Origin of the sequence: Saccharothrix texasensis (genome assembly GCF_003752005.1) — a bacterium.
Classification (GTDB): Bacteria; Actinomycetota; Actinomycetes; order Mycobacteriales; family Pseudonocardiaceae; genus Actinosynnema; species Actinosynnema texasense.
Map to the genome: position 1 here is coordinate 3,131,040 of NZ_RJKM01000001.1, position 26,442 is coordinate 3,157,481.

The 26,442-nt window shown below is 67.3% G+C and carries 19 protein-coding genes and 1 pseudogene; 12 read left to right on the forward strand and 8 right to left on the reverse strand.

Translation table 11 applies throughout. From position 1 onward, the window contains the following. Positions 1-34 precede the first annotated feature (34 nt). The 3 genes from EDD40_RS12400 to EDD40_RS12410 are packed head-to-tail and all read right to left on the reverse strand — an operon-like array spanning position 35 to position 2,968. Positions 35-847: a carbohydrate ABC transporter permease gene (locus EDD40_RS12400; RefSeq protein WP_123743038.1), complete on the reverse strand. Its 813-nt coding sequence runs from the start codon at positions 845-847 to the stop codon at positions 35-37. After that, positions 844-1,725 carry a carbohydrate ABC transporter permease gene (locus EDD40_RS12405; RefSeq protein ID WP_123743039.1) on the reverse strand — a complete coding sequence of 294 codons (882 nt, stop codon included), beginning with the start codon at positions 1,723-1,725 and terminating at the stop codon, positions 844-846. Before EDD40_RS12405 ends, EDD40_RS12400 begins: the two co-directional genes overlap by 4 nt. Positions 1,726-1,729: 4 nt before the next feature. Next, entirely contained in the window at positions 1,730-2,968 is a 1,239-nt protein-coding gene (locus EDD40_RS12410; protein ID WP_123743040.1) for a sugar ABC transporter substrate-binding protein, read from the reverse strand. A gap of 161 nt (positions 2,969-3,129) precedes the next feature. On the opposite strand from EDD40_RS12410, the gene EDD40_RS12415 reads away from it, so the two are divergent. From EDD40_RS12415 to EDD40_RS12445, 7 genes are all read left to right on the forward strand, one after another. Then, positions 3,130-4,140: a LacI family DNA-binding transcriptional regulator gene (locus EDD40_RS12415; RefSeq protein ID WP_123743041.1), complete on the forward strand. Its 1,011-nt coding sequence runs from the start codon at positions 3,130-3,132 to the stop codon at positions 4,138-4,140. Positions 4,141-4,613: 473 nt separating this feature from the next. After that, complete coding sequence (locus EDD40_RS12420; protein WP_211348157.1) at positions 4,614-7,253, forward strand: carbohydrate-binding protein; 2,640 nt, start codon at positions 4,614-4,616, stop codon at positions 7,251-7,253. A 546-nt stretch (positions 7,254-7,799) separates the two neighbouring features. After that, on the forward strand, positions 7,800-7,913 hold the full coding sequence (locus EDD40_RS44790) for a hypothetical protein (protein WP_425471175.1): 114 nt from the start codon (positions 7,800-7,802) through the stop codon (positions 7,911-7,913). Positions 7,914-8,410: 497 nt separating this feature from the next. Continuing rightward, positions 8,411-9,559, forward strand: coding sequence for a site-specific integrase (locus tag EDD40_RS12430; protein WP_246037617.1), 1,149 nt, complete (start codon positions 8,411-8,413; stop codon positions 9,557-9,559). A gap of 434 nt (positions 9,560-9,993) precedes the next feature. After that, positions 9,994-10,296, forward strand: a complete 303-nt coding sequence (locus EDD40_RS12435) for a transposase (protein ID WP_170185047.1) — start codon at positions 9,994-9,996, stop codon at positions 10,294-10,296. Continuing rightward, entirely contained in the window at positions 10,293-11,183 is an 891-nt protein-coding gene (locus tag EDD40_RS12440; protein ID WP_123743044.1) for an IS3 family transposase, read from the forward strand. Before EDD40_RS12435 ends, EDD40_RS12440 begins: the two co-directional genes overlap by 4 nt. A gap of 342 nt (positions 11,184-11,525) precedes the next feature. After that, on the forward strand, positions 11,526-14,369 hold the full coding sequence (locus EDD40_RS12445; protein ID WP_123743045.1) for a hypothetical protein: 2,844 nt from the start codon (positions 11,526-11,528) through the stop codon (positions 14,367-14,369). Positions 14,370-14,508: 139 nt separating this feature from the next. Here the strand turns inward: EDD40_RS12445 and EDD40_RS12450 are convergent, their stop codons facing one another. Further along, complete coding sequence (locus tag EDD40_RS12450) at positions 14,509-15,753, reverse strand: IS701 family transposase (protein ID WP_123747766.1); 1,245 nt, start codon at positions 15,751-15,753, stop codon at positions 14,509-14,511. A 268-nt stretch (positions 15,754-16,021) separates the two neighbouring features. Between EDD40_RS12450 and EDD40_RS12455 the strand changes: the two genes are divergently transcribed. After that, on the forward strand, positions 16,022-17,014 hold the full coding sequence (locus EDD40_RS12455; protein ID WP_123747983.1) for an IS630 family transposase: 993 nt from the start codon (positions 16,022-16,024) through the stop codon (positions 17,012-17,014). A 39-nt stretch (positions 17,015-17,053) separates the two neighbouring features. On the opposite strand, the gene EDD40_RS12460 is transcribed toward EDD40_RS12455, so the two are convergent. Then, entirely contained in the window at positions 17,054-17,350 is a 297-nt protein-coding gene (locus tag EDD40_RS12460) for a transposase family protein (RefSeq protein ID WP_123743046.1), read from the reverse strand. Positions 17,351-17,474: 124 nt separating this feature from the next. Between EDD40_RS12460 and EDD40_RS44355 the strand changes: the two genes are divergently transcribed. Beyond that, the gene (locus EDD40_RS44355; protein ID WP_281277773.1) at positions 17,475-17,603 is read left to right on the forward strand and encodes a hypothetical protein; all 129 of its coding nucleotides are present in this window, start codon (positions 17,475-17,477) and stop codon (positions 17,601-17,603) included. Between the two features lie 52 nt (positions 17,604-17,655). Here the strand turns inward: EDD40_RS44355 and EDD40_RS12465 are convergent, their stop codons facing one another. Continuing rightward, positions 17,656-17,874, reverse strand: coding sequence for a hypothetical protein (locus EDD40_RS12465; protein WP_123743047.1), 219 nt, complete (start codon positions 17,872-17,874; stop codon positions 17,656-17,658). A gap of 560 nt (positions 17,875-18,434) precedes the next feature. Here EDD40_RS12465 and EDD40_RS12470 point away from each other — a divergent pair. Beyond that, positions 18,435-21,167, forward strand: a complete 2,733-nt coding sequence (locus tag EDD40_RS12470; RefSeq protein WP_246037618.1) for an AfsR/SARP family transcriptional regulator — start codon at positions 18,435-18,437, stop codon at positions 21,165-21,167. 243 nt (positions 21,168-21,410) lie between these two features. Here the strand turns inward: EDD40_RS12470 and EDD40_RS12475 are convergent. After that, positions 21,411-21,649 (reverse strand): annotated as a pseudogene (locus EDD40_RS12475) (transposase family protein); the annotation flags it as partial. A gap of 112 nt (positions 21,650-21,761) precedes the next feature. Here EDD40_RS12475 and EDD40_RS43475 point away from each other — a divergent pair. Then, the gene (locus EDD40_RS43475) at positions 21,762-22,559 is read left to right on the forward strand and encodes an integrase (RefSeq protein WP_246037619.1); all 798 of its coding nucleotides are present in this window, start codon (positions 21,762-21,764) and stop codon (positions 22,557-22,559) included. Positions 22,560-22,580: 21 nt separating this feature from the next. Next, positions 22,581-22,859, forward strand: a complete 279-nt coding sequence (locus EDD40_RS43480; RefSeq protein ID WP_281277850.1) for an integrase core domain-containing protein — start codon at positions 22,581-22,583, stop codon at positions 22,857-22,859. Positions 22,860-23,077: 218 nt separating this feature from the next. Here the strand turns inward: EDD40_RS43480 and EDD40_RS12485 are convergent, their stop codons facing one another. Continuing rightward, a complete protein-coding gene (locus EDD40_RS12485; protein ID WP_123743048.1) occupies positions 23,078-26,431 on the reverse strand; it encodes a P-loop NTPase family protein in 3,354 nt (1,117 codons plus the stop codon). Between the last annotated feature and the right edge of the window lie 11 nt (positions 26,432-26,442).

Sequence of the window (26,442 nt, forward strand, 5' to 3'; positions counted from 1 at the left end):
TCCCGCACCGAGAAGTCGTCCACAAAGGTCCCTTTCAGTCTTTGACCGCACCCGACGTGATGCCGGCGGCGACGAAGCGCTGGGCCAGCACGAGCAGCATGGTGGCGGGCACGGAGGCGACCACGGCGGTGGCCATGATCGCGTTCCACTCCTGGTTGTTGTTGCCGATGTAGCGGTAGATCCCGAGCGTCAACGGCTGCATCGGCCCACCGCTGTCCAACGTCGCGGCGAACACGAAGTCCGACCACGCCCACAGGAACGCGAACAGCCCGGCGGTGACCACCCCGTTGCGGCTCGCGGGCAGCACCACGGACCAGAACGCGCGGAACGGTCCCGCGCCGTCGATGCGCGCCGCCTGCACGATCTCGTCGGGCACCGAGGACATGAACGAGGTCAGGATCAGCACCGCGAACGGCACCGCGATCGTGGAGTCGGCGAACACCAAGCCCCACACCGTGTTGGTGATGCCGAGCTTGACGTAGATGCCGTACAGCCCCAGCGCCATGATGATGCCGGGGATCATCTGCGCGACCAGCAGCACGAAGGTCAGCGGTCCCCGACCTCGCGGGCGCAGCTTCGCCAACGAGTACGCCGCGGGCGCGGCCAGCACCAGCGTCAGCACCACGGTCCCGAGCCCGACCAGCAGGCTCGTCCCGAAGTACGGCAACTGCTCGTCCAGCACCCGCGCGTACCCGTCGAACGTCGGGCTGCCCGGGAACAGGTCCGGCGGTGACTTGCGCATCTCCCCCGGCGGCGTGAGCGAGACGTTGACCATCCAGTAGACCGGAAACAGCATCACGCCGGTGAGCAGCAGTCCCACCGCGGTCCGCCACCACGGGCGCGTCATGACGCCTCCTGCCGGCGCTGCACCCGCACGTACACCAGGCCCACGGCAACCGCGAGCAGGATGAGCACGTTGCCCACCGCCGAGCTGGGCCCGAAGCGGGGCAGCATGCTGCCGAACCCGAGTTCGTAGGACCAGGTGGCCAGAGTCGTGGACGACCCGCTCGGGCCGCCGCGCGTCATGATCCAGATGATGTCGAAGACCTTCAGCGTGTAGACCAGGCCGAGCAGGAGCGTGACCGTGGAAACGGGCCGCAGCATCGGGAACGTGACGTGCCGGAACGTCTGCCAGGAACTCGCACCGTCCAAGGCGGACGCCTCGTGCACCTCTGCGGGGATGTTGCGCAACCCGCTGTACAGCACCACCAGGTTGAACGGGATGCCGATCCAGATGTTGGCGACGATCACCGACACCAGCGACCAGTCCGGCGAGGTCAACCAGTTCACCCCGTCGACGCCGAACCACGACAGGGCCGCGTTCACCACGCCCGCCTCGCTGGTGAACATCCACGCCCACGTCGACGCGGACACGATCAGCGGCAGCAGCCACGGCACCAGGAACAGTGCCCGCAGCGTCGCCGACAGCCGGAAGTGGCGGGAGAAGAACACCGCCAGCGCCAACCCGATGCCGTACTGGAACACCAACGACACCACCGTGAACACGACCGTGTTGAGCATCGCCGTGCGGAACACCGGATCGGTGAACACGGTGATGTAGTTGGCCAGTCCCGTCACGGGCGCGCCACCGTGCACGAACGTGCGCACGGTGTAGTCACGCAGGCTCAGGTCGAGGGTGGTCAGCAGCGGGTAGCCGTAGCACAGGAGCAGGTAGGCGACCAGCGGGGCGAGGAACGCCCAGCCGACGAGGTTGCGGCGGACCACTGCGCTACTTGGCCGACGCCGCGGCGGCCTGGGCGTCCTTCAGGGCGTCCGCGGCCGGCTTCGACCCGGTCAGCACCGCCTGCACCGCGCCCCACAGCGGCTGCGAGATCCGCGGGTAGCGGGTGCCCAGGCCGTCACCGGTGCGGCCCTTCGCGGCCTGCACCGCCTCAACCCACACCGTCAACTCCGGCTTGGCGGCGACCTGCTGCTGCCGCACCGATTCGATGGCGGAGACGTAGGTCAGCGCCGTGTCGGTGGCCAGCACGGTGTCGGCGCCGGTCAGGCAGGCGGCGATCTTCGCCGCGGTCGCCTCGCGGTCCGCCTGGCCCTGCACCGGCACGGTGACGAACTCGCCACCCGTCGGTGCGGGCGCGACCCCGCCGTCACGGGAAGGGATCGGGATGACACCGTATTCGAAGCCCAGCTTCGCGGCGTTGCCGAGCTGCCACGTGCCGTTCTCGGCGAACGCGTACTCGCCCGTGGCGAACTCCTGCCAACTGGTGGTCTGCGTGTTACCCACGACCGAGTTCGGCGCATACCCCTCGTCCAACCAGGACTTCCACAGCTCCACCGCCGCCACGGCCTGCGACGAGGACAGATCGGTCAGCTGCGCGCCCGCGCCCCAGAACCACGGCAGGAACTGGAACGACCCCTCCTCGGTGCCGATGGCGGAGAAGGTGATGCCCTTCTTTCCCGCACCGGCGACCTTGGCCATCGCCGCGTCGAGCGACGCCCAGTCCGTCAGCGACGCCGGGTCCACGCCGACCTGCGCCAGCACCGCCTTGTTGTAGTACAGCGCCAGGGTGTTCGCCCCGATCGGCACACCGTAGGTCTTCCCGCCCACCTCACCGGCGGCCACCAGGTTGGACGACGCCTGGGAGGCGTCCAGACCGGTGTCCTGGTTGGCCTTCAACACCCCGCCCTCGGCCAACGTGGACACCACGGGGTTGTCCACGACCAGCACGTTCGGCGCGGTGCCCTGCTGCGCGGCGAGCAGCACCTTGTTGGTGAGGTCGGAGGTGTCGTACGCCTGGCGCTCGACCTTCACACCGGCCTCCGCGCCGCACTTCTCGATCACCTTCGCCCACTCCGAGGTCCCGTCGAACTGCGGGTACGGGTCCCACACCGCGAACGGGCCGGGGCTGTCACCACCCGTGTCCCCGCCCGAGGAACACGCGGCCAGGGACAGTCCCGCCGCCACCAGGGCGACGGTCACGCGTCGGCTGAACAGGGAGCGCTTCATGCGGTGAGGTCCTTCCAGACAGCTGAGCCACTGACCGTCGATCTGCATCGAACCGGTTCGACTTACGCAATGTTGCGTTAACGTATAACCAGGTGGCAACGCACGCAAGACCTGGCTCCTCTACGATCCGGCATCTGTCGAACCGGTTGGACGGAGAGCGCATGAACATCGGTGAGATCGCCAAGCAGGCCGGCGTGTCCCGCAGCACGGTGTCCTACGCGCTCAGCGGCAAGCGGCCGGTGTCGTCCGCGACCGCGCAGCGCATCAACGAAGTGATCGCCGAGCTGGGCTACCGGCCCAACGCCAGCGCACGCGCGCTGGCCGAAGGGCGCACCCGCACGCTGAGCCTGGCGATACCGCCCGCGAGCAGGCGGCTGACCGACGTGCAACTGGGGTTCGTGGCCAGCGTCGTGGAGGCGGCGGCCACCCACGACCTCGACGTGTTGCTCTCCCCCAGCGGCGGCGACCACGACCGGTCCTTCGAACGCGTCGTCACCGGCCGCCGGGTCGACGGCGTGATCCTGATGGAAGTCCTGCTCGACGACCCGCGGGTGACGCGCCTGGAGCAGGAAGCCCTGCCGTTCGTGACCATCGGCCACGTCGAGCGACCGGGCACCTCGTCGTGGGTCGACGTCGACTACGCGGAGCTGATCACCCGCCGCGTGCACCACCTCGCCGACCTGAGCCACCGCGACGTCGTCCTGATCAACCGGTCCGACGAGCTCGTCGCCGCCGGGTACGGGCCCGCCCTGCGCTCCTCCAGCGGCTTCCTCACCGCCGCCGAGCAACGCGGGCTGACCGCGCACACCGTGTGCTGCGCCGACGAACCCGCCGCCGGGCTGGCCTGCTTCGAGGAGATCCGCCGCCGGTGGCCGGAGGTGACAGCGGCGGTAACGATCAACGAAGCCGCGCTGCCCGGCCTCCAGCGAGCCCTGCGCGAGGCCGGCCTCGACGTGCCGGGCGACTTCTCCATCACCGGCGTCATCGCCAGCCGCCTGGCGGAGGCATTCCACCCACCGCTGACCGCCGCCGACGTGCCCGCCGAGGAGATGGCCCGGATCGCGGTGGACCTGCTGGTGGAACGCATCGCGAACCCCGACGCGCCACACCGCGACGCGCTCCTGCAACCGGTCATCTCACTGCGATCGAGCACCGGCGCCCGACACCAGTAACTTAATAGTCGAACCGGTTCGATTCCCGCCGCGCAGCGGTACGGCAGCATGACGGACACCGCCGATGAGAACCGGCGCTCGTCGACGGCTCTCCGCAACCTCGGCCCTGAACTGCCCAAGCCACGCCGCGGTGCGACCGTCCTCGCACCGGCCCGAGCGATGGCACCAACGGTGTGGAGACCGGCCCGCCATAAGCCATGATCCCGCGCGCCGGCCCGGAACGCGCACCCGCCGTCACGCGCCGCGGAACGTCGTCGACCACCTTCCTGCCGACCCCTCGCACACCGGCGCGATCAACAGCATGCAACCGGGCAGCTCACCCGGTCGAGCGCCGGAGCCCGACACCGGTAGACGACAAGAGCGAACCGATTCGATTCCGTCCCCTGTCATTGCACCTCGAGTTCTTGGACCCGTACTGTCTGGCTACTCGAACCGGTTCGACCCCTACCCTACCACTTCGTCCGGAGTCCTCGATGGTTCAACGGCGAACTCTGCCCTTGGCGCTGGCCGCGGTCCTGACCGCGTGCGCCCTGTCCCCCAGCACCGCCTCAGCGGCCACCGACACCCTGACCGTCGACCTCGGCGCCACCACGGGCGCTTTCCACGGCGGGGCAGGCGGTTCCCTCTACGGCGTCTACGGCACCGGTGTGCCCAGCGACGCCGTGCTCGCGGGCTTCTACCCCAAGACCTTGTCCACCAAGGCGCAGGACGGCCCGCAGCACCCGGGCGCCGACGCACTGGAGGTGGTCGAGCCGTTCGTGGCCAACGGCGGCCGAGACGTCTACGTCTACATGACCGACATCTACCGCGGCTTCCCGTACCAGCGGCAGCCCGGCCAGGCCGGTCGCGACGACTACCGGGCCAAGGTCGAGGCACAGGTGCGTCAAGTGGTGGCGTCACCGCACCGCGACCACATCGTCTACGTGCCCTTCAACGAGCCGGAAGGCAACTTCTACGGCACCGGCCAGTACAGCTACGACAGGGTCAGCTGGCTGTCCGACCCGCGCCCGTTCTTCGAGGAGTGGGAGCAGCTCTACGACCTGATCAAGCGACTGGACCCGGGGGCACGCATCGCCGGCCCCAACACCAGCCTGCTGTTCGACCAGGTCAAGGGTTTCCTCGACCACTGCAAGGCGAACGACTGCATGCCCGACGTGATCACGTGGCACGAGCTGTCCTCGCCGGACAAGGTGCGCACCAGCGTCGCGAAGTACCGCTCGTGGGAGGCGGAACTCGGCATCGGCCCGTTGCCGATCAACATCAACGAGTACGCGTTCCGCTACCACCTCTCCGTACCCGGTCAGATGATCCAGTGGATCTCCGCGCTGGAGGAGTCCAAGGTCGACGGCGACCTGGCGTACTGGAACATCGACGGCAACCTCAACGACTCGGTCGCCGAGGCGAACAAGGCCAACGGCCAGTGGTGGCTGTTCAACGCCTACGGGCAGATGAGCGGCGACACGGTCCGGGTGACCCCTCCGCACCCGGGTAAGCAGTACACACTGCAGGGCGTGGCGACGCTCGACCGCGACAAGCGGCAGTCGCGCACCATCTTCGGCGGCGCGAACGGCTCCGCCGACGTTCGCATCACCAACGTCGACCGCGACCTCTTCGGTGAAAGCGTGCACGTCACCGTGCAGGAGATCCCGTGGACGGGGCAGCTCGGCGATTCCCCCGCCCCGAGGCGGCTGCTCGACACCGTGCGCACCGTGGGCCGCGACGGCAGCCTCGTCCTGCCGTTCACCGACCTGAAGGAGATGTCGGCCTACCAGGTGATCATCAGCCCGGTCGGCCGCGGCGCCACCGCCGGGGCGAGCACGCGCTGGCAGAAGACCTACGAGGCCGAGGACGCCGCGCACACCGGCACCGGCTGGAGCCGCAACGGCCCCGAGGGCAGCCCGCGCGACGTGGCCAAGTTCGCCACCTCCAACTCCTACAACGTGGGCGGGCTGCGCACCGGTTCCGACGTCGTGCTCTCGTTCGACGTGGAAGTCCCCCAAACCGGCTCCTACGACCTGAGCGTCTTCTCCAGCACCTACAACAAGTGGGCCAGTGTCGTGCCGCAAGGACCGACCAACGTGTTCCTGCGCGTGGACGGCCGACAACCCCGGGAACTGCGGTTGCCCACCTCGTACGGGTGGGTGGTGTGGGAACACACCGACACCCGCGTGCAACTGAGTGCCGGCAAGCACACCATCACCCTGGCAGCGTCCGACCCCGAACTCGGCAAGACCCGCGGTGACGCGATCATCGACAAGATCGACCTCACCCTGGTCGACCCCGCCACGGACGGCCGCTCGGCCCACGAGGCCGAGTACGCCGACCTGCGTGGCGCCGAGGCGCGCTACGGCGTCAAGCACGCCTCCGGTCCCGGCGTCGCCGTGCTTCCGCAGGGAGGTTCGGCCACGTTCTGGGTGCACGCCGACCACGACGGCCACGCGACGGTGGACTTCGACCACCGCGGCGGCGGCCAGGCGACCGTGCGGCTCAACGGGCACACCGTCGACGGTCTCACCGTCGGCACCGCCGCCGGCACCGACACCGCACAGCTGTTCCTCTCCGCCGGCATCAACCAGCTCACCGTGACCGGCGCTGCGGGCAACGTGCGCCTCGACCGCGTCCGCACCGGACCGGCCACCGCGGCGGCACCGGTGAAGGTGGAGGCGGAAACCGGACTGGTCACCGGTGCCGCGAAGTTCAGCGACGCCTTCCCGTTCGCCTCCGGACAGGTCGCGACGAACGTCGGTGACGGCCCGGCGAACGCGCTCACCCTCGACGTCGAAGCCGAGCGGACCGGCCGCCACGTGCTCGTGATCCGCTACGCCAACGCCCAGGAGTCCATCCCCACCCACTACAACCCCGACCCGGTGACGCGGCACGCGGACATCGCGGTCAACGGCCACGTGCAGCGGATCCACTTCCCCAACACCTTCCACTTCAACCAGTTCCGCGACCTCACGGTGCCGGTCGACCTGGAGGCCGGGACCAACACCGTCACGTTCACCTCCCAGGAGCTGCCGAACTGGGACGGCACGACGTTCAACCAGTTCGGCCAGCGCTCCGAGTACGCGCCGAACATCGACTACGTGACCGTCGCGCCCCTGCTCGGCTGATCCCGCACGCGACAGGACCAGGGCAAGGAGAATCCCGATGGGATAGGCCTGCGCAACCACCACCAACGCCTGGAACACCAACCGCGCCGGTAGCGGAGAGCCAGTCGGGCCACCGACATCAGCTACAACGGACCAATCGCGGCCAGGCAGTCGATCGGGTCCGACTACCAGGCCACCGGCACGGGTCCCGGCATGACACCAACCTGCTCCGGCGGGCAACACACGGGTTCCACGAGAAGGGCACCGAGCCGACCAGCTCGGTGCCCTTCTCATGGGTCGTTCCCGAAACCGGACGCCGGACTCGCGGTATGGGGCCGATGCCTTGACGACAGCCGATGCGGACTTCGCGCGGTCGAGCGGGGAGGTGCCAGAAGTGGTGGCGGGAATCGATCCTGATCACTGAGCTCGCTCCTGCTCCAGCGCGCCGGGTCCGCCCACAGCGCCTCAGCGATCGCGGTGTTACGGCAGTGGCCGGGCCACGATGCTGATCTACAGCCGTCATCGTCAGTCACCCGTCCCATCCGGGCGCTCCTCGGCCTCGCCGCCGTGGACCTGGGCGCCGGACAGCGCGCCACCATCGTCTTCCGCGTGCACGCCGAGCACTTCGCCTACTCGACGGTCACCTCGTCATCGAGCCCGGCGCGACCGATCTCCCGGTGACCGCCGAGGTACGGCTCACCGGACCCGCCCAGCAGCTGCGCAGGCGTGAACACGAACACGTCGACCACCGGCTCACCACCGGGGCGGCCAGCCGAAGGTAATGCTCTGCCGAGGACGCCGGCCAAGTACGGCGTCCGGTCGGTGCGCGTGCTCCGACCCGGCACTGACCAGCGATTGCGCGATCGGGTCGTCGGGCCGGCGCGTCGATGCGAATACCGCAATCCAAGCCTCGTAATAAGGAATTATTTCTCGCACATCATCCCAGAGACCTCTTGGAGAGTTCAGGGCCGACGGCCATTACCTGAAGAACCCGTGCTGGCGCACGCCGAATATCCGTGCAACGTCCGAAACGGGACATCTCCCGCCAACCGTGTTCGTTGTTGCTCCACGCGAACAGGAAAGCGCAGTGGCAACTTGAGGGCCGGTGGTGTCGATCATGCCCAGCGTAGCGCGTGACATTGCGACAAGTCATGATGAGCAACCTTCAACGAGGACGCGTGTACCGACGGTGCGACTGCCGGGACGCCGCGGGCAGGCAGCTCGGCGCCCGGTGTCCCGAGTTGGCAGGTGGTAGGCGCGGGCGGTGGGCGTTCGCGGTCGACCTGCCGTCGTTGGACGGGCATCGGCGGACCATGCGGCGCAGCGGCTTCGCCACCAGGACAGCGGCTCAGGCGGCGTTGGGCAAGGTGCTGGAGTACGAGCGGACCGGCATCGTCACCGACGACAAGCAGACCGTCGCCGGCTACCTCACCACGTGGCTGCACGACAAAGCATCAACGCTCAAGCCGACAACCACCGCCCGCTACCACGACTACATCCGCAAGGACCTCGTCCCCGCCCTGGGAGCGATACGGCTGGACGCGCTCCGCCACCAGCACATCGCGCTGTTCATCGACAACCAGCTGACCGCCGGACGCGGTCCAGTCACCCTGCGGCGCTGCGTAGCCACCCTGTCCAGCGCCCTGACCGACGCCGTCCGACACCGACGACTGGCCCTCAACCCCGCCCGCTACGCCCTCGTACCACGGCCACCGAAGTACGAACCCACCTGCTGGTCACCCAGCGAGGCAGCACGGTTCCTCCGCTACTGCCACGACCACGACGACCCGCTCACCGAACTGTTCGAAGTCATCATCGGCACCGGACTACACAAAGGCGAGGCACTCGCCCTGCGCTGGAACGACATCAACCTCGACGACCACGTGGCATTCATCCGCTACACCCTGTCCAACATCAACAACACCACACCGGTCCTCACCACACCCAAGACCAAGAGCAGCCGCGCCTGGATCGGCCTATCGGACCGGGTGGTCGCCGCGCTACGCCACCAACGACTCCGCCAACCCGGAGACGACCTCGTGTTCCATCGCCTCGACGGCAGGCCACTACGACCCGAGTACGTGCTCCGGCACTTCCACCAACTCACCGACGCCGCCGGACTGCCCAGGATCCGCGTCCACGACCTACGACACTTCGCCGCCACCACCATGCTCAACTCACGAGTCCCACTCGCCGTGATCTCCCGCGCGATGCGCCACTCGGCCCTCTCCACCACCACCGAGGTCTACGGCCACCTGCTACGCCACGTCGCCCACGACGCCGCCGACGTCATCACCCACGCCCTGAACGAGGCCGACGTCGCCTGACCCGCGGGGCGCGACCACATTGCGACTACATCAGCCGAGAACGACACCAGCGGGTCTGCTCCGAAGAGCAAACCCGCTGGTCAATGGCCGTCGGGACGACAGGATTTGAACCTGCGACCCCTTGACCCCCAGTGGACCGGATCATGACCTGAACTGCGAAAACGTCGCGGCGGCAGATCACGGCAGTGCAGTTGGATGCACTTGAGCGCAGATCGATTCTGTTGCCCCACCTTAACTTATCCCAATTTTCTCCCCCGCTTCCTCCCATGACGGCCCCATGTCGACCGCCTGTGCGCAAATCGAGTGGCCGAAATGCTTGTCAGCAATGAGGCGCTCACCCCGCCACCCACACGGCGTATGGGCCTGACCCGTTTTGACGGACATCCGAGATCAGGGGACGCGGGTCCCCGGAGGGATGTCCCATCATGGAGCCCATGGGTAGGAAGAAGCGGCGGCCTCGGCGGTCGTTCACCCCGGAGTTCAAGGCCGAGATCGTGGAGCTGTGCGGGCGTGGTGACCGGTCGGTGGGTCAGGTCGCGAAGGATTTCGACCTGACCGAGACCGCGGTGCGGCAGTGGGTCGTGCAGGCCGAGCGTGACGCCGGGACCCGGAGCGACGGGTTGACCACCGACGAGCGGGAGGAACTCGCGAGGCTGCGCCGGGAGAACCGCCGTCTGACCGAGGACGTGGAGATCCTCAAGCGTGCCACGGCTTTCTTCGCGAAGGAGATCCGGTGAACGTCTATCCGTTCATCGAGGCGGAGAAGTCACGCGGCGGCAACGTCCATCGGGCGTGCACGCTGCTGAAGGTCTCCCGGTCCGCCTACTACGCCCACCGCACCGCCACGCCCACCGCCCGCGCACGACAGGACGCCGAGCTGACCGCGCGGGTCGTCGCGATTCACGACGAATCGCGGGGCACCTATGGCGCGCCCAGGGTGCACGCCGAGTTGCGAGCCCGGGGGCATCGGCATTCCCGCAAACGCGTCGCCCGTCTGCTGCGCGAGACCGGACGGGCCGGACGCGCGCCGAAACGGTGGCGCACCACCACCGTCCCCGACCCCACCGCTACCATCCCCGCCGACCTGATCCGCCGCGACTTCTCCTGCGCCGCAACGGATATCGACACCCGGTGGTGCGGGGACATCACCTACATCCACACCTGGGAAGGGTGGCTCTACCTGGCCACCGTCATCGACATCGCCTCACGACGCGTGGTCGGCTGGGCCACCGCCGACCACCTGCGCACCGACCTCGTCGCCCAGGCCCTGGACAACGCCGTCCGACAGCGGCGCCCCGAACCCGGAGTGATCTTCCACGCCGACAGGGGCTGCCAATACACATCCGCGCAGCTCGCCGCCCTCGCCGACGACCTGGGCGTCCGATTGTCGTTCGGCCGCAAGGGCCAATGCTGGGACAACGCCGTCGCCGAGTCATTCTTCGCCACGATCAAGAGCGAATTGCTCGACCGGCCGCCCTGGCCCACCAGGGCCAAAGCGCACAAGGCGATCTTCGAGTACATCGAGGGCTGGTTCAACACCCGCCGCCTGCACTCCAGCCTCGGCTACCTCAGCCCCGCCGCCTACGAAGCAACCCGACACCACCCGGTGAACCGGGTAGCCTGACCACACTCATCGACCCTGTCCGTCAAAGCGGGTCAACCCCACTCCCATTGTGGTGGCAGGTGACACGGTTGCCACCGGACAAGCTATCCTGGTGGACGCCCGCGTCAGCGGCAACAGCACCATCGTCGGTGATGCTTGCTTGCTCGGTGACGAGTTCACAGACATCGAGATCCTCGGCGCCGGATGGCCCACCGACTGAGCCCATAGCTCCGCGCCGACACGCATCCAGCGTGCCGGAGCGGGGCTTTCTACTTGTGACGAACCGCGAAACACCGAATTGTCGGACCCCTCGACCAGACTGATGCCAGTCCCGGGTCGATAGGAAGCAGGGGGGGCAGCAGCATGTCAGACGTCTTATCAAGCAGTACCGTTGAACTGCTGCAGCACCTCCACGAGCGCTTGGACGCTCACTTCACCGTGCTCGGCGCCGAGCGGAAGATGCTCGAGCCCAGTTCGCCGGTCTTCGCTCTGGAGCACGACCTCCCCGAGGAGGACCTGGATCTGCTCAAGAACGCAGTCCGGGCTGCGATCAGCGATCACTACCTCGCCCACTACCAGGCCACCTGGCTGCCGTTCGTCGTGTACGCCGCTGAGATGGGATACGGCTACGTCGGCGACGAGTACTGGACCACATTCTCTTCGCTGACCCCACGGTGGACCAGCCAGGAGCATTCGGCCATTCGGGACTGGTTTGTTCGGTTCCACAGTCGGTACGGCGGCGCTCGCCCAACCGGAGCCTGGGCGAGCCGCTTCACGATCATTTCATGGCCAATCACGCACGCCGTCCTGCCAATATACCTCCAGCGCCACCTTGCCAAGCTGCTGTTCGAGTTCAGCGGCGCCCTGACCTCGGAACTACTCGATGACCCTGAGACGCTCGGGCTCAGATTGGCCCGCCGTGCGTCTAACTACACCGATCGGTTCCGGATCTTCTGCGAGAATACCACCCTGGTTGGACAGGTGGCGGCCGCGTTGCTCTCTGGCGAGAACGAGCCGACGCCGTACCTGTCAGGTCCGACCTTGGCCCGGATCGTCGACGGGCTTTCCCAGGAGCACCAAGCGCGCCGCTGGCTGCGGTCGGCGCAGCAGTCAGCTCATCGTGCCCGGGGATTCCGCCCTACACCAGCTGGTCAAGCCGCGGCTGCAAAGGCGAGGGCGCAGGCGCGCGCGACCGATCCGCAGCTTTACCTGCGTCTCGATGACAAGTGGAACGCCTACGCGGAGTTGCCGGATATGACCCCGCTGAGCGCAGGTCTATCTGACGTGTACGGCCAGCTCCGACTATCGCGCGCGTACGCGAATGGCGGCGATCGACACATCCCGCCGAGTGGCCTGCTCTATCCAGGGCAGTCGGTGCGCTTCGCCAAGTGGCCACGCCCTGCCGAGCCGTTCCTTCGTCTCGACCGAGCCGACGACGCGACCAATCGGATTCTGGCCGACCAGTGCGTCATGACGCCCGGACCATGGTGGCTGTTCCGTCGTCAGGACATCGGTCTCGCGGTCGAGGTGAAGGGCAAGTTCGTTCGGCCAGGACACCGCTACATGCTCATCGGCACCGGTTCCGTGGTCGCTCCCGCGGTCTCGTGGTGCACCGAGAAGCCTCTCAACGCAGAGGGGGCCCGTGCGTACGAACTGACGGTGCCGGAGCAAGTCAGTGAGGCTGATGCCGCGCTCTTGACAGAGAGTGGCATCGCCGTTGTCTCGAACGTTGCCATCCGCCCAGTTGGCATCGTCGCGAGTTCCTGGGACGGCGAGGGTGACGTGGAGTGGCTGGCCGGCGAGCCGGCGATCCTGGGTATCCGGTCGGATCTCGCACCCAAGCGGTGCCGGGTAACCATTAGTGATGCCGTTTACTTCCTTGACTGGACGCCCGGCGAGCCGGAGATGCTGTTCTCGCTCCAGGGACTTGAGGTGGGCACCCACGTCGCCAACGTGTGCTTGCTCGGGGACGGTGAGCGACAGCTGACTACTGGCTCGTTGGTGATCACCATCCGTGACCCGCAGATCCGGCCGGAAGGTGCCGCGATCGGCGAGGGCATTCGTCTGCTGGCCTCGCCTGCACGACCCAGACTGAGCGAGCTTTGGGACGACCGCGCGCACATCTCGATTGACGGCCCGACCGGCGCAGAAGCCGAGGTTGCCGTGAGCCTTCGAGGCCACGATGGAGTGCCGATCGCTGATCTGAAGCGCTCGATTCACTTGCCGCTGGACGAGAATGCCTGGGCCGCGCTCGCCAAGGGCATTCGAGCGGACCAGCGATTCAGCGACGCCTACGACAATGCCGAGGCGTGTGTGGTGACCGTCGCCCGCGAGGGGGTCGGGTTTGCGACGCTGACTTGTGATCGGGGCTTCCAGCCGCTCCGATGGCGATTCGCCCGGGCTCACGACGGTCAGGTCGTCGCGCACCTGATCGATCGAACCGACGGTGGAGGCACCACCGTCGAGTTCTACGACGTCGAGACGCCTGTCATTGCTGTGCCCAAAGCCGCCGAAGAAGAGATCGCCGCACCGCCGCTAGGCGGGCTCGTAATCGCTCGGTCGGGTGAGTCGACGGCGTCCCTGATCTTGCCGACGCAGCCGAACGCGATCTTCCGCCAGCACCGCGTTGCACAGCCGTCGGTATCCGCAACGACCAGCAGCCCGAAGGAGGTGCGTCGATTGATCGACGGGCATGCCAGGTGGATCACGGCAGAACTGCCAGCAGATGCTTTCGCGGTCTACCTGCAGCAGTTGATCGGCGACGCCATCGCGAGAGCGATCGGAACCCTTATCGGCGGCAGTCACTGGATGGCCATCGAACGCAAGCTCGCTAGCGCGCAGGACGCGGCGGACCACCTGGAAGAGATGCAAGGCGCGGTCGGCATATCAACGGCGCACAAGAAAATTGCATCGGCCATTGCCTACAGCCTCTACAAGTGGCTTTCTGCGATTGACCTGTTACTGGGCTTCAACGAGGTGATTGCGCCGCGTCTCGCAGCGAGCGGGTTGGGTGACCGTCCGACCGCGTCCCGATTCCTCCTCACGCTGGCCGGTCGTCCCGGATCCCTCTCTGATTGGGACGACGAGGAGACGGCGTTCTTGCTGGCGCGTGTCATCCAGACTCCTGTCCTGTACCGCGCCGCTCGCTTCGCGGTGCTTGGCACAAGAGCCCTCAACGACGCCGACGGCGTGGAACGGAGCCTCTGATGTTGCTCAGCCAGCTGACCGTCGCGACGGCCGCTTCCGCCGCCATTGAGACCCTCGGCCTCGACCCCTCGGCTATCGATCTCGCTTCTACGGAAGCATTGGCCGCCTCGCTTAGTACTCCAGTAATAGATCGTGACCTTCACGGCTCTTGGTCGACTTGACGCTGGTAGTGGGCCTGTTGGGCGCGGTATTGGTGACGTCGTCGCCACCACGACCAGTGCAGGCAGTCCCTGGGACGGTCGACGTGCTTGATCACCAGACGGATGAACAAGTGCCGGATCTCGTTCAGCGTTAACGGAATCAACCCTGCCGGAGCCGGCACGGCCCGCTCGGCCGCAGTGGTGATCGCCAGGAACAGGTGCGCCAACAACACCAACGTGGTCCAGCGGTGCCACGAGGTCCAGGTGCGGACCTGGTGTTCGTCCAAGCCGGTCTGGCCCTTCGAGGTCTGGAACGCCTCCTCGATCGTCCACCGACGTCCCGCCACCCGCACTAGTGCGGAAAGCGCCACCACAGACCGCGAGTAGCAGCGGTAGAAGGCCAACTCCCCGGTGCGGCGGTTGCGGCGGACCAGTAACCAGCGGTGCCCCGGCGGCGCGTCATCCGGTGCGGTGACGGTGATCCACGCCCAGTCGTGGAAGCGGTGGCCCTTGGCCCCCGCGCCGCCGGACAACCGCTGCCACGCCCGTTTCGGAAGCCGGGCGACCATCGCGTCGACGCGATGGGAGCCGGCCGCGGTGGTGACGCGATGGTCGCAGGCCACCGCCAACACGTACCCGACACCACGGCTCTCCAGCATGGTGCGCAACGCCGAGGCGGCGCCGTAGACCTCGTCGCCTGCCACCCAGGCCGCCGCGGCACCGCCGTCCAGAGCACGGACGAGCATGCGCCGGGCCAGTTCGGTCTTCGTCGCGAACCCGGTGTCCTCGGGAACGCCCGCCGCCGCACACCGGTCCGGGTCGTCGGTCCACGACGCCGGCAGGTACAACTCCCGGTCGATCAGGGTGTGTCCGACGGTGGTCGTATAGGTCAGGAACACCCCGACCTGCGCATTCTCGATCCGGCCCGCGGTCCCGGTGTACTGCCGCCGCACACCGACGGTGTGCACGCCCTTCTTCACGTCACCGGTCTCGTCCACCACCAGGATCGCCTCGGCGACGCCCAGACGCTCCACGGCGACCGCCCGGATGTCGTCACGGACGGCGTCGGCATCCCACACCGCCTTACGCAGCAGGTGCCGCATCCCCGCCGGGCCGGCATCACCGGCGTGCTCGGCGATCGTCCAACAGTTCTTGCGCGGCAGGTCCGACAACAGGCCCAACACGAACGCCCGCGCCCGTCGACGCGGTTCCACCCGCGTGAACCGGCCGGCCACCCGGGCCATCAGCCCGTCGAACGTCTCCCGCCATCGGTCGCGGTCTACGCTGTGACCCGCGGCCACCACATGATCTTGGACAGTCCTCACAAACCGTTCATGATCACCTGGTGGCCGCACCCGTATTCACGGCCCCCTGACCAGCCAAGATCACGAACTCTGGCTGGAGTACTAGACGAGTAATTCCTATTGAGTCGAAAGTGATCGTCTCCCGGTAGGTTGATCACTCGTGATCGAGATCGAGGGCGCCCACCGGTTATCGCCCGCGGAACGTGAGGTGCTGCGGTTGCGGGTGGTGGCCGCGTTGGAGTCCGGGCAAGTCGAGGGGTATCGGCAGGCCGCGGAAGTGTTTGGCGTCTCGGAACGCTCGGTGGGCACTTGGTGGCGTGCCTACCGACAGGACGGCCGCGATGGCCTGGCGACTCGCACAGGGCGGCCCGGCCCCGCCGAACTGATCACTCCGGAGGACAGGGCCACCCTGTTCACGGCGATGGCCGACTACACGCCCGAGGAACTGCTGATCGGCGGCCCGCTGTGGACCCGCCCGGCGGTGGTCGAGCTGATCCGCCTGGTCGTGGGCGTGGACATGACCGAGCAGGGCGTCGGGTTGTGGCTGCGTCGACACGGGTTCACTCCGCATCGTCCGGCCCGGCGGGCCTATGAACAGCAGCCCGCCGCGGTGCGCGCGTGGCTGGACGAGCAGTACCCGGCGATCGAGGCCAGGGCGAAGACCGAGGGCGCGGCGATCGCCTGGGTCGACCAGTGCGGACTGCGCTCCGACGCCGCACCGCCCGGCAGGTCCTGGGCGCCAAAGGGCCGCACGCCGATCGTGCGCGTGACCGGGAAACGCCTGCGAGCCAACGTCATGTCCGCCGTCGCCTCGCGCGGCGCGCTGTGGTTCACCGTGTTCACCGACCGCTTCACCGCCCCGGTGTTCACCACGTTCCTCGACCGTATCGCCCGCCAGGCCGGTCGGAAGATCCACGTCATCGCCGACCGACACCCGGTCCACCGCAGCAAGACCGTCCGCGCCTGGCTGCGGGACAACACCGACCGGGTCGAGGTGCACCTCATGCCCGGCTACAGCCCCGAGCTCAACCCCGACGAGCTGCTCAACGCCGACCTCAAACGCAACGTCAACGCCTCACGCGCCCACAACGTCGACCGACTCGCCCACGAAACCCGACGCTTCCTACGCCGCCGCCAACGCCAACCCCACATCGTCCGCGGCTACTTCCAGGCACCGCACGTCCGCCACGCCATCATGTAGGCAACCGAACACTTTCCGCTCAATAACAACCACCTCGGGTTATCGGGGGAACCTCACCCGAAACGTCCAGCGCCCGCATTCCGCGACAGGGCAACGCATCCGGCGTATCCGCAACCTCACCAGCACCCGGCGTCCATCCACCGGCACATCGGCGAGGACCCGCTCGTGGAAGGCATGCACCCGATCCGTCGACGTGCCACAAGCAGGACACGCCACCTCATGGCCCCTGGTCGACGCCCGCACCACGATCACATCGCCAACGTCCTCGACATCCTCGACCGACAGCGCCGAAAGCCCCGAGAACACCGCACCGACCAGCTTCGCCAACTGAGCCATAAATGATCAGGACAACCGTCAACCCCCGTCACGGCCTGGGCTCACCGCGCCACCACCGGAAGTGCGCCAGAGCCGATCTTGAAACAGTCCCGGCAACCTCGCCATCCCCCCGATCGCCAGCCGCTTGAACTTCGTATGGCTGCTGGCGTGGGGCATGTCCTACGCACTGCTGCTGGCAGTCACCGTCGCCCTGCTCGATTTGCCGAACGGTTTCTTGACGCCGTCGTTCGCCCTCAGGGCATTTGTGTTGTGACGAAGGCGGTCCGAGTCGACTTCTGCAGCCGACCCGGACCGCTGGCCGGTGGTTAGCAGCGTGTGGTGGCACCTCCGTCGTCGAGGTAGGCGCCGTAAATCCAGCCGAGGCTGCTGCCGTTGGCAGCGCGGATCCAGGTCCACCTGTGGCCGTAGTCGTTGTCGGAGAAGCAGTCGTAGTACACGGTGGTGCCCTGGCTGACGTAGCCCACAGTGGTGCAGGCACCGTACGGGCCGGTGTGCACGGCCGCGCTGCCGGACTTGTCCACCACGCCGGACCCGTTGTCCTTATTCGTGTGCGGCCAGTATGCGTTCCCGCACGTGACAGCAGACGCTCCGAGGTCGATGGCCTGAGCCTCCGGGGCTGCGGCGGTTGCCGTGAGCGCGGCCCCGACAAGGGCCGCTCCGGCGAAAAGTCGACGTACCTGCATGTTGTGTTGTCTCCCATCGATCGATCGGAAGTTTCCGCGATATCCGGTTCAGGTAGCACCGGTGGCGAGCGGAGCCGGGCCCCTGATGTCTGAGGTGCCCGCTGGCCGCCCGGCTCCGCCATCATCCGAGTCCCCCCGAGCTCGGCGTCACCCAGAGTCCGTCGGTGGGGTTGAGAGGCCGCCGGACGGACGTTGAATTCCCAGGTCGATCCAGGTATTCAGAAGAGGCTGAGCGGAATCGCGGTGCCCAGTTCGGGCGTAGGTGAGCCGCCGGGATTGGGGTGTTGTGTGACTGGCCAATGCCGATGACGTGGGCGGATGGCAGGGAGGGCGGAGATCCCGAGGTCGTCCTGGGTGTACTGGGTGGTCTAGAAGTCCGGCATGGTTGCGAGATTGTGTCGATGGGGCACGGTCGGCAGCGTTCGGTGTTGGCCGTGCTCGCGGTCGAAGCAGGTCGTGTGGTGGCGGTGGACACACTGATCGACCGCGTCTGGGGTGAGAGGCCACCGTCCAGGGCGCGGTCGACACTGCGTACGTACCTGACCCACCTGCGCCGGGCACTGGCCCCGAGCGGTGTCGCGATCATCCACCGGAACGCCGGTTACCTACTGACCGCCGAACCTCACATCGTGGACCTGCACCGCTTCCACCAACTGCTGACGAGCGCCCGCGTACAGCAGGACTCCGAACGTGCCCTGGACGTGATCGAAAAGGCCCTGGGCCTGTGGCGAGGCGAGCCTTTGGCTGAGTTGGACACTCCATGGGCGCAGGCGATCCGGAACCGCTTACACCTGGAACGCGCCGCCGCTGAGGCCGACCGGATCGACTGGGCGCTGGCCTGTGGCTGGCACCGTCAAGTGCTGCCGGAGTTGGCCACTGCGGCGGAGGCCGAACCGCTGGACGAGCGCATGGCCGGGCAACTGATGCTGGCGCTGTACCGGGGCGGGCGCCAGGCCGATGCCCTGCGGCACTATCAACACACCAGGCAGCGCCTGGTGGAGGAGTTGGGGACCGAGCCAGGTGAGGCATTACAAGAACTGCATCAGCGCATTCTCATCGCCGACCCCACCCTCACCCCGTCTGACACCACGATCACAGGCGGGTCGTCGGCGGTGCCCCGGCAACTGCCCGCCCCACCCCGGTGGTTTACCGGCCGCGGCGACCACCTGGCCGCGCTGGACACCGCCTTGAAGCGGCGGGGCACCGTGGTGATCTCCGCGATCGGCGGGGCGGGCGGCATCGGCAAGACCTGGCTGGCACTGGCATGGGCGCACCGGCACCTCGACCGGTTCCCCGACGGGCAGCTGTTCGTGGATTTGCGCGGATTCAGTCCGGACGGCACACCCACCGACCCGGCGGTCGCGTTGCACGGCTTCCTCGACGCCCTCGGTGTGCTCCCCGACCGCATCCCGGTCGACCTGGAGGCACGGTCCGCGCTATTCCGCAGCCTGGTCGCCGAGCGGCGGATGTTGATCGTGCTGGACAACGCCGCCACTGCCGAGCAGGCCGTGCCGCTGCTACCCGGCGGCACCACCTGCACTGTGCTGATCACCAGCCGCCGCCGACTGCCCGGCTTGATCACCCGACACGGTGCTCACTCTCTGCCTCTCGGCGTGCTCACCGATACCGAGTCCCGCGCCCTGTTCGTCGCCGCCCTTGGCCCGGACCGCGTCGCCGACGACGAACACGCGACCGCCGAGCTCATCGCGCTGTGCGGCGGGTTCCCGCTCGCGCTCGGCCTGATCGCCGCCCACGCGCAACCCGGCCTCCCCCTGAAAGAGGCGGCCACCGAACTGCGCGAATCGGGCCTAGACGCCCTCGACGCCGACGACCCCACAGCCAGCCTGCCCGCCGTGCTCTCCTGGTCCCTGCGCCACCTCACCGAACATCAGCGCACCGCGTTCGCACTGCTGAGCATCGCCCCTGGCCCAGACATCGGCCTACCCGCCGCCGCGAACCTCACTGGTCTCCCCGAGCGGGAGACACGCGCCGTGCTCCGCGCACTTGCCGACGCCTCCCTGATCGACTCACGCCTCGGTGGCCGGCACGCGATGCACGACCTCGTCCGCGCCTACGCCACCACCCTCACCCACGACCTGCCCGACCTCGTCCGGGAGGCGGCACTGGAGCGGGTGACCGACTTCTACCTGCATACCGCCCACACCGCCCACTGCCTCTTGACCCCCGACGACGAGTCGGTCCGACCCGGGCTGCCATCTCCCGGCGTGTACCCGCACCCGCTGCCCGACCCGCCCGCCGCGATGGCCTGGCTGGAAGCCGAACATCACCATCTGCTCGCCGCCCAGCGCACCGCTGTCACACACCACCGTCACTACACCGTATGGCATCTGGCGCAGAGCCTGAGTGCTTTCCATCTGCGGCGGGGACACCTTGACGACGACTTAGCCGTGTGGCATGCCGCATTGAACGCCGCCACCCACCTACCCGAGCCCACCACGCGCGCCCGCGCCCGCCGTTACCTCGGCATCGCCTACCTTCGGCTGCGCCGGCACGAGGAGGCTACGGGGCACCTTCACCGGGCGCTCGCACTAGCCGAACATCACCACGACACCACCCAACAAGCCGGAACGCACCTCGATCTCGCGCAGACATGGGAGCTGCGAGGAGACGATCGCAAGGCCATGAAACACGCCAGAAATGCCCTCGACCTCTGCCGCACCCTCGACAACGCGACGCGGAAAGCCGAGGCGCTCAACGCAGTCGGCTGGTTCGCTGCTCGCCTGGGCGACTTCGACACCGCCCGCAGCCACTGCCAGACCGCTCTGGCCCTGCACCGACACCACAACAACTCCGAAGGCGAGGCGGCCACGTTGGACAGCCTCGGCTACATCGACCGTCACACCGGCCATCACCACCAGGCCATCCACCACTACCGTCAAGCCCTCACGCTGCTTCGCACCCTCGGCCACACCTACCAGGTCGCCAGTACCCTCGACCATCTCGGCCACCCACACACCGCCCTCGGACAGCACGAACAGGCTCGCGCAGTCTGGCAGGAAGCACTGGAGCTGTATCGCGAGCAAACGCGTGAAGCTGGCGCCCAGCGGATCCAACGGCAACTCGACTACCTCGACAACACCCTGACAACGGCTCCGGACGATAAGTTCCGGTGAACGTGGCCCTCGCCAGGGTCAAGGTGATCCGCGCGTCGAGGACCCGCGCCCGGAGGGCGCCGATCGCCGACAGGTAGGAGCCGTCAACAAGACGGGCCGCGACGGGGATGCGCCGGTTGTTGCGCAGCCTGCCCGGGACCACACGCCGGTGCCGTGCACCTCGGCGAGTAAAGCGTTGCTGTCGAAGCCTCTGTCCCACAACGCCAGCATGTCCGAGGCCGGGACTTCACCATAGAACGTTTTTCATCGTAGGTGGCGATGGGTCTCGAGGTGGTGCAGGACCAGGATGGCCGCCACGATCGCGGTGGCCCGACGTGGGCAGCAGCGCAGCTTGGCCAGTACCTTCCAGCCCTTGAGCAGCGAGACGGCGCGTTCGCCGAGTGCGCGGATGCGGGCGTGGGCCCGGTTGACCGCCTTCTGCCCGCGTGACAGTTGGGGCGTGTGGCGTGGCGCTTGAACGGCGTGCGCACCGTTGTAGCTGCCGAAAACTCCATCCATGCAGGTCGAAGCCGTGCGTAGCTGAGGCATCGAGAGGCTCCCAGGTGTGGCCACAGGTCCGCACCGCCCTCGGCTGACGCGGCATGATGACCGGCCATGCTGCTCCGACTGGCCTACCTGGGCATGACCAACGCCTTCGCGCTGCTGCGCCTGCTGCCCATGAGCGACCGGGACAAGGACGTGGAGATCCTGGCGCTGCGCCACCAGATCACCATCCTGGAACGGCAACTCGGTGACGCCCGTCCGCGGTTCTCCCCCTGCGACCGGACATTCCTCGCGGCCCTGCTGCACCGACTCCCCGTAGCCACGCTTCGTCGACTCCGACTGCTGGTGCGCCCGGAGACGATCCTGCGGTGGCACCGGGACCTCATCGCCCGACGCCACGCGGTCAGATCCCGTCCCAAGAGTCCCGGCCGACCACGGACCATCCGCTCAATACGCCTGCTGGTGCTGCGCTTGGCACGCGAGAATCCGACCTGGGGCTACCGGCGCATCCACGGCGAACTGCTCGTGCTCGGTATCAAGGTCGCAGCCTCCACCGTCTGGCAAATCCTCCAGGACGCCGGGATCGATCCGGCTCCCGAGCGCACCTCGACGACCTGGTCGACCTTCCTCCGCTCACAAGCCGACGCTCTACTGGCCTGCGACTTCTTCGAGACCCGCATCGTGAACGGCGCCCGCGTGTACGTGCTCGCGGTGATCGAGCACGCCAACCGCCGGATCAGAGTCCTCGGCGCCACCGCGCACCCGACCGCCTCCTGGGTCACCCAGGCCGCCAGGAACCTTGTCATGGACCTCGGAGACGCAGGCCGACACGTGCGCTTCCTGATCCGAGACCGCGACGGCAAGTACCCCGTCCTGTTCGACAACATCCTCGCCGACGCGGGCATCTAGGTCGTCCTCACCGGTGTTCGGATACCGCGGATGAACGCGATCATGGAACGCTGGATCCGGACCTGCCGACAGGAGCTACTCGACCGCACACTGATCTGGAACCAACGGCACCTGCTCCGTAGCCTGCGCGAGTACGAGGACTTCTACAACACCCACCGGCCCCACCAAGGCATCGACAACGCCCGACCACTACAACCACTGCCACAACCAGCCACCAATCAAGCAGCCGCCACCCGACTCGACATCCGCCGACGACAACGACTGGGCGGCATCCTCAACGAATACCACCGTGCAGCCTGACCTGCACGGATGACATTTTCGGCAAGCACAGCGTCACGCCGGACGACCCCGACGCACCACGGTGTCTTGCCCGTCCAGTCGCCGAGAACGTAAGCCGGGTTACATCACCCACCCGAACGAGTGACGATCCGCCGGTCCGGTCCCGCGTGCCTTCGACCGACGACCGCAGCGAAGGCAGATGAATCGATAAGGATCAAGAATTGATCCACGCAATGACTTCAGCCCTCGCCACTTCCTTGTGCGGAATCCCACTCTGACAGCTCTTGCGCGACAACTCGGAGTGCCTGCGGGTCGAATTTTCCGACGACGGTCACGGCGTCGGTCCAGTGGAGGAGCCGAAGTAACTCCACGATCGGCCTGCCGGTCGCACCCAAAGGCGTTCGCAAAGCTAGTTCCCGCCAGCCGTGGCCTCGTTCGTAGTCCGCAGGGATCGTGTCTACCAGGTGGGTGGCGACGTCTTCGAAGCCGATCTGGGCGAGCAACACGGCAACTCGGATGCGCTGGTCCGGATGGTTCACGTCCTCGGCGACCGGTCCAGGATCCTGCTCATCTGCCAGTGCCTTGAACACTGAATTGACCTCGCGAAGCGGGTTAGGCCACGCCTGCGTCGTCCACATGGCGAGGATGATGTCGAGTTCTTCAGTGATCAACTTCAGCTGCACGTTGTCGCGTTCGATGGCCGCAGCTTCCGCCACCACAGACAACGCCTCGGCTCGGTGGTCTGGCCCGTCGATCCGACGGGCGATGGTCGTGGCCCGCTCCAAGTCGCCAACTGCCACCGCTGCTCGGACTAAGGCGACCGACAACGCTTGTCGGTGTTCCGGTGGTGCTGTGTGCACGAGTATCTCGGCTTCGTGGAGAGTCGATGCCGCCGCCACGACGTCGATCATCGATCTCCACCCGTCCAGGCCGGACAGGACCAGCGCCTCGGCCGCCTCGAGTTCGCCGGACGCCGCTACAGCTTGCGCCAGAGGGCTGATCAGATCGTTCCGGACGTGGTCGTCGTTGATGCGGTCGAGTGCGCGCTGGGCAGCGGCAAGATCGAGACGGGCCACCGCCGCACGCACGACACCAGCCAACGCGCGATCCCTTCCCTCTGCAAGCGTGATCGCACGTTCGATATCCCCGTTTCGGGCGACGGCTTCGACTAGGTGCTCTCGGATCTCTTCCTGGTGAGGGGAGGCGAGGCACCGCTCGATGAATTCGTGCGCGAGGGTCGAATCGCCGTTCTCGGCTGCGATCAGGGCAACGACGGCTGTGCCGTGAGGCAATGCGACCGGATCCAGGTCGGCGCGGATCAGGTCGGTCGCGCGCACGACCAGGCTCAGGGCCAGATCCGTCCGTCCCTGTGCCGCCGCTGACTCCGCTACTGCCACAATCATCAGTCGATCGCCCGACTTGATTGCTATATGGGCAGCCCTGTCCAAATCGCCCGACCGGGCTAATGCCGCAATCAGTTCGACCAATGCCTCACGTCGGTAGCCATCCGGCACGCCGGACAGGAGCTGTCCTGCTTCGTCGTCGTTCCAGGACCGCATGCCACACACCGCCCGTAGGAACGGCCCGCGTTCGACCGCATCGAGTTCCCGTGCCAGCGTCACCACAGCGTCGAGGTCTCGCGCACGGGCAGCCAGCTCAGCGAGCACCAACGCTCGACGCAGACCGCTCAGTCTTCCAGCCGCTGCGATGACCGGACCGACGCCCTCCACAGTCGTGTAGGCCCGCGCCCAGTGCCGTGCAATGTCCTCGCCCTCCCGCTGGAGGAGGTCGATGGCGGCAACTTGCACAGAAGCCAACAGGCGACGTGCCCGTTCGGGAGCCGCCACTTCCGCGGCGGATATCATGAACCTGAGCTTTGCCGGGAGATAGGTCGTGGTCCTGATCACCATGTCGGTCAGCGTCGGTCCCCAGCTCCGCTCAAGGGCCGCCCCGATCTCACCCGCCACCTCCGCAGTCTGCGGGCCACCAGGCACCTCGTCCAGGATGTCGACCGCCAACTCAAGATCACCCAGCACCACGGCGGCACGTGCTCTGGCAGCAGCCGCCCGCCGCTGGTCGACAGGCTCGGTGAGAAATGCCGATGTGTGACCCGCGCGGCTAAAAAGCACACCAGCGTGCTCTGTCGAGCCAGATTCGGACGCGATGCGCGCCAGCGAGGTCAGTGCGTCGACTCGCTCCACCGGATAGGTGATCGAGTCAGCCAGCGCTTCAGCACGGTCCCACCGCCCGAGCCTCGCCCACACGGCCGGGAGACCTGCCGGGACCATGGCGTTGCGATCCATGATGCGCTGGCGGTTCATCACCAACCTAGCCATCGCGGCTATATCCGGCTGGTCAGTGGAGAGGACCAGTTCCTCGGTCCGGGAGAGCTCGGCGAGCGCCGCCTGGTCCGCACCGGAGATCTCCTGCATGAGGTCAACACGCCGATGGTCGGCGACGAAGTCGACGAGCCGACCGAGATCGCCGGACGAGACCAGCAGCCGGAAATAGCCGCGCAGCAGATACTCGGGTGTGTCGTCCGGCCAGCGTCGGGCGCGGAACTCGTCGGCCCAGGCGTGCAGTCGTCGGCGATACTCGGACATGGAGTCAGCCAGACGGCGCTGTGCGGCGATATGCAGTTCCTCGTGCCCCAGAACATAGATGTCGTCCGGATGCCAATGGCCCGGCCGGGGCATGAGGCTGCGTCCGGTGACGGTGTCCAACTGCTCGCGCACCTGCCACTCGGGCCTGCCGGTCAAACTCGCTAGGTCCGCTGCGGTGAGACCGCCGATCGCGGCGGTCAGCACGCCGACCAGGTCACGTTCCGATGACAGTAGGCGGCGCAACTCCCGTTCCATCTCCGTCCGCACCGCCTTCGCCGCCTCCGAGACCCGCAGCATGCGCACGATGGACGGATCGTGGAGGGGATGGTCTTCCGGGACATCGTCGGGCACAGGCGGGTTGAGCCGCCCTGCCACGACGACACTCATGCCGTGCGGCAGGCGGGCAGGCAGCAGACTCGCGATGCTGTGGTCGTCCGGATCCGTGGTGACACCCCGGTCTTCGTCCAAACCGTCGACCACGAGCGCCAGGCGCTCGCCACGGCTCACACACAACGCCGCGGCCTCGTCCAGCATGCCCAGCAGATGGGCTTCGGATGTCGAGGCCAAGGGCGGCAGCGGCTCATCGAGCAACGTCGCCAACTGCTCCAAGATCGCCTCGACGAACCCCTGCCGGCGGTTCTGGTCCGAGAAGCGGGCCGTGATGAAGAACGACACCACCCGCACCGCCGGTGGCGGGTTCAGCACGAACCACGACAGCAATGCCGACTTGCCTGCCCACGCCTCCCCTCGCCACCAGAGGTACAGGTCCTGCGGCGAGGTGCAGAACACCGCCAACTCGGCTAGCTCCGCCTCACGGTCCACCAGTTCCTTCGGAACAATGCGTTCGACCTGCTTGCGGTAGCGGGACCGGACCGGGACGCCCGTACGCAGATTGATGTCACCAGTCATAGAGCCGACCTGGATCGCGGACCCAGCCACGACGGAGTTCGACACCGCGTTCGACACCGACCCCTGTTCGAACCCGCTCACTGCTCCATCAT

Bases quoted from the DNA above. Each gene is read 5' to 3' on its own strand.
- EDD40_RS12420 (WP_211348157.1), top strand. From the start codon at position 4,614: ATGGTTCAACGGCGAACTCTGCCCTTGGCGCTGGCCGCGGTCCTGACC.
- EDD40_RS12470 (WP_246037618.1), top strand. From the start codon at position 18,435: ATGGGGCACGGTCGGCAGCGTTCGGTGTTGGCCGTGCTCGCGGTCGAA.
- EDD40_RS12460 (WP_123743046.1), bottom strand. From the start codon at position 17,350: ATGGCTCAGTTGGCGAAGCTGGTCGGTGCGGTGTTCTCGGGGCTTTCG.
- EDD40_RS12450 (WP_123747766.1), bottom strand. From the start codon at position 15,753: ATGGCCCGGGTGGCCGGCCGGTTCACGCGGGTGGAACCGCGTCGACGG.
- EDD40_RS12400 (WP_123743038.1), bottom strand. From the start codon at position 847: ATGACGCGCCCGTGGTGGCGGACCGCGGTGGGACTGCTGCTCACCGGC.
- EDD40_RS12445 (WP_123743045.1), top strand. From the start codon at position 11,526: ATGTCAGACGTCTTATCAAGCAGTACCGTTGAACTGCTGCAGCACCTC.
- EDD40_RS43475 (WP_246037619.1), top strand. From the start codon at position 21,762: ATGCTGCTCCGACTGGCCTACCTGGGCATGACCAACGCCTTCGCGCTG.
- EDD40_RS12415 (WP_123743041.1), top strand. From the start codon at position 3,130: ATGAACATCGGTGAGATCGCCAAGCAGGCCGGCGTGTCCCGCAGCACG.
- EDD40_RS12410 (WP_123743040.1), bottom strand. From the start codon at position 2,968: ATGAAGCGCTCCCTGTTCAGCCGACGCGTGACCGTCGCCCTGGTGGCG.
- EDD40_RS12435 (WP_170185047.1), top strand. From the start codon at position 9,994: ATGGGTAGGAAGAAGCGGCGGCCTCGGCGGTCGTTCACCCCGGAGTTC.